This window comes from Rhodomicrobium sp. Az07, assembly GCF_018619475.1.
In the GTDB taxonomy this organism is placed as follows: domain Bacteria; phylum Pseudomonadota; class Alphaproteobacteria; order Rhizobiales; family Rhodomicrobiaceae; genus Rhodomicrobium.
In genome coordinates, this window is record NZ_JAHFZG010000064.1 from 1 (window position 1) to 337 (window position 337).

At 60.5% G+C, this 337-nt stretch carries 1 pseudogene; it reads left to right on the forward strand.

Annotated elements, in window-relative coordinates:
- Positions 1–218: 218 nt before the first annotated feature.
- Positions 219–337 (forward strand): annotated as a pseudogene (locus KKP04_RS15345) (IS630 family transposase); the annotation flags it as partial.

Consider the following 337-nt stretch of genomic DNA (forward strand, 5'->3'; position numbering starts at 1 on the left):
GCTCGCCGCCTGAGACCGAGGAACGACGGCCCGGCAGGGCACACAGCCCCGGAAATTCTCGGAAACGGAAGATCCTTCCCGTCGGCCGACTATTTCAGCGGCCTGTTAGAGTTGAAACGATCCCTGCTCATCGGCGGGAAACATGCCTTCGCCCGCCAAGCCTGTGAAGATGCGGTCGGAGCACCGCTATCCAAGCCTGTGAAGATGCGGTCGGAGCACCGCTATCCAGTCCAGATTTCAATCCGATCGAAAAAGCCTTTGCCCGCCTCAAGGCCACACTCAGAAAGAGCGGCAAGCGAACCATCAGCGGCCTGTGGACCCTGATCGGCGAGCTCGT